The sequence below is a fragment of the Hydrocarboniphaga sp. genome (assembly GCF_028291725.1).
Taxonomy (GTDB): Bacteria; Pseudomonadota; Gammaproteobacteria; order Nevskiales; family Nevskiaceae; genus Hydrocarboniphaga.
This window is the reverse complement of sequence record NZ_JAQGNT010000078.1, coordinates 40,914-48,997: the sequence shown is the minus strand read 5'-3', so window position 1 is coordinate 48,997 and position 8,084 is coordinate 40,914. Positions and strand designations below refer to the sequence as shown.

Here is an 8,084-nt window from a genome sequence, read left to right as displayed (position 1 = left end):
CGCGTGCGGGGGAGGGCGGTTGGCCTAGCCGGGAGTGACATTGAGTCACTCCCGGCCCAAGCCAACCGCGGGAGGGGGCGTGATGGCAGAACCGAGCTTTCTTCCGCGCCCGCGCCCCCATCCCGGCTTTCCCCCCGCAGGCGGGGGAAGGAGACCAGCGCTGCCGTCAATGTTTCCAAACTTATGAGTCATCGCACTAGTGGCACGCATGGCGCAACGCTGTCCCATGCGGCTATCGCGGCCCGGCTCGCTACGCGGCTAGCATGGCCTCAACGTCGCAGAGCCCTGCCGGGACTCAAGCGAAAATAAATACAGACCGCGTTCGTGCACGAGAGAAGAAGAGGAGACTTGGATGAACCTTGAATGGTCCCAGTACTGGATCGGCCTGTTTGCCAAAAAGCCGGACGAGCTGATTTCGCTGTATTCCCCGACGTTCCTCTTCGAAGACATCAACATGGGCTTGCGCATCGAGAACGATCTCGCGGCGATGCAAAAGTTCCAGGAAGGCTTCATCGTTGCCAACCCGGAAATCAGCTACAACAGGTTCGACGTCTTCGACTACGTCGGCGATCGACGCCTGGGCTCGTTCCAGTGGACCTGGGAGACCAAGCACGCCGGCGATTTCTTCGGCGTGCCGGCCGCGGGCAAGGTCACCAAGACCAAGGGCGTCACCGTGATGGGCTGGGACGAGCAGGGCAAGATCACGTTGGAGCGCAGCATCTGGGACGCATGGGCAGTACTGCAGCAGCTCGACGGCATCAAGCAGAGCAAGGGAGGCTGAGCCGTGACCTACGATCCGCTGGATTCCTCGGTCACCGAACACCCTTACCCGCACTACGCCGAACTGCGCGAGAAAACGCCGGTTAAATGGATAGCTTCCATGCAGGCGTTTGCGGTCGCCAAGTACGGCGACGTCCTGACTGTGCTGCAGAATTCGGACACCTACTCGTCCTCGCAATTCTGGCCGGCCCTGCTAGGGGAATACGATCCGGTGCCCGAAGTCGCGCCGATGATCTCGCTGGATCCGCCGGGCCATGTGCGCATCCGCAAGCTCGCGAACGCCGCGTTCGTGCCGAAGAAGATCGCCAGCTTTCCGCCGAAGATCCGCGGCATCGCCAATGATCTGGTCGACGACATCATCGCCCGCAACGGCAAGGCCGGCAGCTTCGATTTCGTCTGGGAGTTCTCCGCGCTGTTCCCGGTCACCGTGGTCGCCGACGTGCTCGGCGTCGACGTCAAGCGCCGTTCGGAATTCAAGCACTGGGTGGACGACGTGCTGTCGGCCGGCAATCGCGCCGCCTACGGCCCCGAGCGTCTCACGCAGATCGCGAAAAGCTCCATGGAGCTGCGCCAGTATTTCGACGATCTGTACGAGCAGCGCAAGCTCGATCCCAAAGACGATCTGGTCAGCGCGTTCACGCATGCCGAAGTCGAAGGCCAGCGCCTGACCAAGGCCGAGGTAATGAACCTGGCGATCCTGCTGCTGATCGGCGGCGTCGAGACCACGACCAATCTGCTCGGTATCACGCTGGTTCATCTGCGCAGCCGGCCCGAGGTCATGCAGCGCGTGCGCGACAACAACGCGCTGATCCCGAACCTGATCGAGGAAGTGCTGCGCTACGACACGCCGGTACAGATGCTGTTCCGCCACACGCTGAAGCCGGCCGTGCTCAACGGCGTCGAGATTCCGCAGGGCTCGCTGGTGCTGCCGCTGCTGGGCTCGGCCAACCGCGACGCCGACCAGTTCGCCGATCCGGATACCTTCAACATCGATCGCCAGCCGGGGCAGACCATGTCCTTCGGCAACGGCGCGCATTTCTGCCTGGGCACTTTCCTGTCGAAGATGGAAGCCAAGATCGCCGTCGAGGTGCTGCTGGATCGCTTCGAGCAGCTGCAGGCCGTCGACGGCAAGGTGAAGTGGATGGATTCGTACTTCGCGCGCGGGCCGAAGACGCTGCCGGTGCGGTTCAAGGTGCGTGAACCCGAGCTCGCCCATGGCTAAGGGCGAACACATCGTCGGCCAGTGTTCGCAACTACAGCAGCAGCGCGGGCTCGCGGTGAAGATCGACGGTGTCGAAATCGCATTGTTCCTCGAGAACGGCGAAGTGCTGGCAACCGCCGGCCGCTGCCCGCATGCGAACGGCTTTCTGCACAAGGGCACGGTCTGCGACGGCAAGGTCAGCTGCCCCTGGCACGGCTGGACCTGGAACCTGCGCACCGGCGAATGCGACGAGACCGACGACCTGGTGCTGCCGCGCTACGAGGTGCGCGTGCAGGGCGACGACATCTACGTGCTGCTGCAAGAAACCGCGTCCAGCTGAGGCCTGCTATGAACGACTTTTTGCTGGCTGCCCTGCGAGAGATCGTCGGCTGCGACGGCGTGCTGACCGGCGATGCGGTCAAGGCACGCTATCCCGGATATTTCATGAGCCAGATCGGGGCCGACGCGCTGGTGCGGCCGGCCACGACCGAGCAGGTGTCGCGGGTGCTGGCCTTGTGCAATCAGCATGGCCAGTCCGTGGTGGTGCAGGGCGGCATGTCGGGCTGGGTGCGTGCGACGCAAACCCAGGCCGGCGATCTGGCGTTGTCGCTGGAGCGGCTCAACCAGATCGAGACGGTCGACACCGTGAACCGTACCGTCACGCTGCAGGCCGGCGTCGTGCTGCAGACCCTGCAGGACTATCTGGAGCCTTACCGCCTGACGTTCCCGCTGGATCTCGGCGGCCGCGGCTCCTGCCATGTCGGCGGCAACGCGGCGACCAATGCCGGCGGCATGCGCGTGATCCGCTACGGCATGATGCGCGAGCAGGTGCTGGGTATCGAGGCGGTGCTCGCCAACGGCACCGTGGTGTCCTCGCTGAACCGGATGATCAAGAACAACACCGGCTATGATCTCAAGCAGCTGTTCATTGGCAGCGAGGGCACGCTGGGCGTGATCACGCGGCTGGTGCTGCGTCTGCGTGAGCAGCCGCGCAGCAACAACACCGCGCTGGTCGCGGCCAACAGCTTCGACCAGATCGTCGGCCTGCTGCGGCATATGGATGCCTCGCTCGGCGGCATGCTCAGCGCGTTCGAGCTGATCGACAACCGCTTCTACAACGTCAACACCGGCAGCGGCCGGCATGCGCCGCCGCTGGGCCAGGACTATCCGTACTACGCGATCATCGAGGCGCTGGGCTCGGACCAGCAGCGCGATGCCGAACTGTTCGAGAACGCACTGAGCGCGGCCGGCGAAAACAGCCTGTTCGCCGACGCGACGCTGGCATCATCGGAGAAACAGCGCGCCGACATCTGGGCGGTGCGCGAAGACCTGCAGCACATCATCCGTGACTTCCAGCCGTTCTATGCCTTCGACGTCAGCCTGCCGGTCGGCGAGATGGCGGACTACATGAGCAAGGTCAAACAGCATCTGCATGCGCGCTGGCCCGAGGGCGCGATCGCCTTCCTCGGCCATGTCGGCGACGGCAATCTACACATCGCGATCGGCGCCGGCGGTGCGCAGGACCGCGAGGCCGTCGAGAGCTGCGTGTACGAGCCGCTGATTCCGTTCTCCGGTTCGGTGTCGGCGGAGCACGGCATCGGTATCGAAAAACGCCCGTATCTCGGCATCAGCCGCAGCCAGAGCGAGATCGATCTGATGCTGGGGCTGAAGGGCCTGCTCGATCCGGTCGGCATCCTGAATCCGGGCAAGATTTTCGGCGGCTTCGAAGCACACTCCAAGCAGGCGGCCTGAGCATGAACGCCCAGGTCCGACCGCTGGCCGTGCCGCTGCTGCTGCACGGCTACGCCGTCAGCAACTACTTCAACACGCTGCGCCAGGCACTGCTGGAAAAAGAGGCGCTGTTCGACATCGTGCGCCTGCGCGCGGGGCGCGACGAAGCTTTTTTGTCGCGCAGCCCGATGGGCAAGATCCCGTACCTGCAGACGCCGGAGGGCACGCTCAGCGAGACGCTGCCGATCCTCGAATATCTGGAGGAAACCGAGTCCGGCGCGCCGCTGTATCCGAACGCGCCGCTGCGGCGCGGCCGCACGCGGCAGACGATGAACATCATCCAGCTGTATCTCGACGTGCCGATGCGGCGGCTGTATCCCGGCGTGTTCTCAAACGCGGCCCTGAACTCGGCTGAAACCCTGCAGGCGGTCGCGGCCCAGCTCGAGGTCACGATCGAGGCGCTGCGGCGGCTGCTCGTGTTCAAGCCCTATCTGCTCGGCGACACGCTGAGCTGCGTCGACCTGCTGGCCTTGTACATCGTCGATGTCGGAGACCGCGTCACCCGCTGCGCCTATGGCTGGTCGCTGATCGAGCGCATCGACGGGATGCGTGACTGGGCGCGGCTGATGCAGCAGCGCGAGAGCACCCAGGTGGTCGCCGCCGAGTTCGTCGCCGAATTCCAGAACTACCTGGCCGACAAGTGCGCGCCGTATCGGCAGGAACAGGGCGGCGGCATCTTCGCGCCGCCGCCGCGGTTGCCAACTGCGGCAGCCGCCTGAACATCATCGGGCTCAAGACATGAATGTTGGTCGCAACCTGGCACTGCGTAACGTCGAACTCGACGACAAGTACACCCTCGAATCCGGCACGGTGATGATCTCCGGCACGCAGGCGTTGGTGCGCCTGCCGATGCTGCAACGCGAGGCCGATCGCAAGGCAGGACTCAACACCGCCGGCTATATCTCCGGCTATCGCGGCTCGCCGATCGGCGGCTACGACCAGGAGTTGTGGCGCGCAAAAAAGCACCTCGAAGCGCATCAGATCCACTTTCAGCCAGGCCTGAACGAAGACCTGGCCGCGACCGCGATCTGGGGCGCGCAGACGCTGCAACACGTACCCGATCCCACCGTCGACGGCGTGTTCGGCATCTGGTACGGAAAGGGCCCGGGCGTGGACCGCTCCAACGATGCGTTCCGTCATGGCAACATCGCCGGCGTGCATCCGAACGGCGGTGTGCTCGCGGTGGCCGGCGACGATCACGCCGGCAAGTCCTCGACGCTGGCGCATCAGAGCGAGACCGCGTTCATGCACTGCGGTATGCCGGTGCTCGCCTGCTCCAACGCCGAAGACGTGCTCGATCTTGGCCTGCTCGGCTTCGCGCTGTCGCGCTACTGCGGCCTATGGGTCGGCTTCACCACGACTAACGAGGTGCTGGAGCAGACGATGACGGTGAGCCTGGACCGGCTCGACCGTATGATCGTGCTGCCGGATCGTGGCGAGCTGCCGCCGGAAGGCATACACAACATCGCCACGCACATCGACCGCGAGCGCTCCGGCATCGTCTACAAGCGCTATCGCTGGCCGCTGGTCGAGAAGTTCGTCGACGCCAACCCGGTCAACCGCGTGCTGATCGCCGCGCCGTTGCGCCGGCTTGGCATCGTCAGCGCCGGCAAGGCCGTGCAGGACGTGATCCAGGCGCTGAAGATGCTCGGCCTGGACGAGCGCGGCGCGGCGAATCTCGGCATCTCGTTGTACAAGCTGGGCTGCGTGTATCCGGTGTCGCGGAAAGGCCTACGCGAATTCGCCGCCGGCCAGGGCGAGCTGCTATTCGTCGAGGAGAAGGAGGCAATCACCGAGAACCAGGCCAAGACCATCCTGTACGGCCAGGCGGATGCGCCACGTATCGTCGGCAAGTACGACGAGGATCAGCAGCCGCTGCTGCCGTCCGACGTGCAGCTCAAGCCGATCGAACTGGCGCTGGTGATCGCCGGGCGTCTCGACAAGCTGGCCGTGCCGGTGCCGGCCTCGCTGCGCGAGCGCGTCGCCACGCTGGCGCAGCAGCTGGCCGCCGTGGCCGGCATCAGCGCCGGCGAGGTCGTGCGCTCGCCATATTTTTGTTCCGGCTGCCCGCACAATTCCAGCATGCCCAAGCCGGAAGGCAGCTATGTCGGCGGCGGCATCGGCTGCCATTCGATGGCGATGTACAGCGACGAGCGCGTGCTCGCCAACACGCAGATGGGCGGCGAAGGCGCGCACTGGTACAGCCTGGCCAAGTTCGTGAAGATGCCGCACATCTTTCAGAACATGGGCGACGGCACTTACTACCACTCCGGCACGCTGGCGATCCGCGGCGCGGTCGCGGCCAGGATCAATATCACGTTCCGCATCCTGTACAACGACGCGGTGGCGATGACCGGCGGCCAGCCGCTGGACGGGCCGATCTCGGTCGGCGCGATCAGCCAGCAGGTGCTCAGCGAAGGCGCCGTGAAATGCATCGTCGTCAGCGACCGCCCCGAGCTCTATAACGAAGCGAGCAAGCTCGCGCCCGGCGTGCGGGTCGAACACCGCAGCGAATACGACCGCGTGCAGCGCGAGCTGCGCGAGCTTGCCGGTGTCACCGTCGTGATCTATGAGCAGACCTGCGCGGCCGAGAAGCGCCGGCGCCGCAAGCGCGGCAAGTTTCCCGATCCTTTGAGGCGGCTGTTCATCAACACCGAAGTCTGCGAAGGCTGTGGCGACTGCTCCGCGCAAAGCAACTGCGTCAGCCTGTGGCCGCGCGAGACCGAGCAGGGCCGTAAGCGACAGATTGACCAGAGCGCCTGCAACAAGGATTACAGCTGCCAGAAAGGCTTCTGCCCGAGCTTCGTCACCGTACTCGGCGGCGATCTGCGCAAGCCGCAGAAAGTCGATATCGGCGGCGGCGGATTGTCGCTGCCGGAGCCAGCGATCGCCGGGATCGGTGAGTCCAGCTACAACCTGATGGTGTCCGGCATCGGCGGCACCGGCGTAGTCACGGTCGGTGCGCTGATCACGATGGCCGCGCACCTGGAGGGCAAGGCCTGTTCGGTGTTCGACATGACCGGGCTGTCGCAGAAGAACGGCGCGGTGTTCAGCCATCTGCGCGTGGCGCACAGCAGCGACAAGCTCGGCGCGCAACGCATCGGCGTCGGTGAAGCCGACGTCGCGCTGGCTTTCGATGCGGTCGGCGCGCTGTCCAAGGAGCCGGCGATCACGCTGACACCGCAGCGCACCCGTGCGGTGGTCAATTCTCGGGTCACGCCGACACCGGCGTTCGCGCGCAATCCCGATCTGAAGATCGATGCCAGCTTGCTGATCAACCGTTTCCGCGCCGCAGTCGGTGACGGTCATCTGTATACCGTCGATGCGACCAACCTCGCGCTGGCGCTACTCGGTGACACGATCGGTGCGAACCTGTTCCTGCTCGGCTATGCCTCGCAGCTCGGCCTGCTGCCGGTCAGTGCGGCGGCGATCGATCGCGCGATCGAGATCAATGCGGTGTCGGTGAAATTCAACCAGGAGGCTTTCCGCTTCGGCCGCCTGCAGGCGGTGGATCCGCAGCGCATCGCCAAGGCGGTGGCCGACAGCCAGGCGGTCAAGGTATTCACGCCGCTGCAGGATCTTGAAGAGATCATCGCGCATCGAGCGCAATTGCTGACTCGGTACCAGAGCGCCGCTTACAGCCAGCGCTACCGGCGTCTGGTCGAGACGGCGCGCCAGGCCGAGGCGCGGCTGAAGCCAGGCAGCGAGGAGCTCAGCAAGGCGGTCGCGCGCAACTTCGCCAAGCTGATGAGCTACAAGGACGAGTACGAAGTTGCGCGGCTGCACAGCCTGCCGAGCATGAAGGCCGAGCTGAAGGCGGCGTTCGACGGCGACGTCAAGATCAAGTACAACCTGGCGCCGCCACTGTTCTCAAGGCGCGACGCGACCACCGGCCAGCTGATCAAGCGCGAGTTCGGCGCGTGGATGGGCGGCGCGTTTGCGGTACTGCAGCACTTCAAGTTCCTGCGCGGTACGCCGCTGGATATTTTCGGCTACACCGCCGAACGCCGCATGGAGCGCCGGCTGATCGAGGACTACGAGCGCCTGATCGGCGAGCTGCTGCCAGCACTGACGCCGGACAACTTTGCATCGGCAGTCGCGTTGGCCTCACTGCCGGCGCAGATTCGCGGCTACGGCCATGTCAAGGAAGCGGGCGTGCATAAAGCGGCGCTGGTGCAGGCCAATCTGCTCGCGCAGTTTCACAACCCGCCGCCCGCGGTGCCGAAGCGGGGACTCGCGCGTCCTGCAGCCGCAGCGGCCTGATCAAAACCGGCACAAAACCGGCAATGGCGCGATAGCCAGCTGGAGGAGA

General features: G+C 65.0%; 6 protein-coding genes. All 6 read left to right on the top strand.

The window, feature by feature from the left end:
- Positions 1-352: 352 nt before the first annotated feature.
- The 6 genes from JWQ90_RS21045 to JWQ90_RS21020 are packed head-to-tail and all read left to right on the top strand — an operon-like array spanning position 353 to position 8,035.
- Positions 353-781 carry an ester cyclase gene (locus JWQ90_RS21045; RefSeq protein ID WP_299696958.1) on the top strand — a complete coding sequence of 143 codons (429 nt, stop codon included), beginning with the start codon at positions 353-355 and terminating at the stop codon, positions 779-781.
- A 3-nt stretch (positions 782-784) separates the two neighbouring features.
- Complete coding sequence (locus tag JWQ90_RS21040) at positions 785-2,002, top strand: cytochrome P450 (RefSeq protein WP_299696957.1); 1,218 nt, start codon at positions 785-787, stop codon at positions 2,000-2,002.
- Positions 1,995-2,321, top strand: coding sequence for a Rieske 2Fe-2S domain-containing protein (locus tag JWQ90_RS21035; protein WP_299696956.1), 327 nt, complete (start codon positions 1,995-1,997; stop codon positions 2,319-2,321). The genes JWQ90_RS21040 and JWQ90_RS21035 overlap by 8 nt, the downstream gene beginning before the upstream one ends.
- Before the next feature lie 8 nt (positions 2,322-2,329).
- A complete protein-coding gene (locus JWQ90_RS21030; protein ID WP_299696955.1) occupies positions 2,330-3,733 on the top strand; it encodes an FAD-binding oxidoreductase in 1,404 nt (467 codons plus the stop codon).
- Positions 3,734-3,735: 2 nt separating this feature from the next.
- Positions 3,736-4,491, top strand: a complete 756-nt coding sequence (locus tag JWQ90_RS21025) for a glutathione S-transferase family protein (RefSeq protein ID WP_299696954.1) — start codon at positions 3,736-3,738, stop codon at positions 4,489-4,491.
- 19 nt (positions 4,492-4,510) lie between these two features.
- Complete coding sequence (locus JWQ90_RS21020; protein WP_299696953.1) at positions 4,511-8,035, top strand: indolepyruvate ferredoxin oxidoreductase family protein; 3,525 nt, start codon at positions 4,511-4,513, stop codon at positions 8,033-8,035.
- Positions 8,036-8,084: the final 49 nt, after the last annotated feature.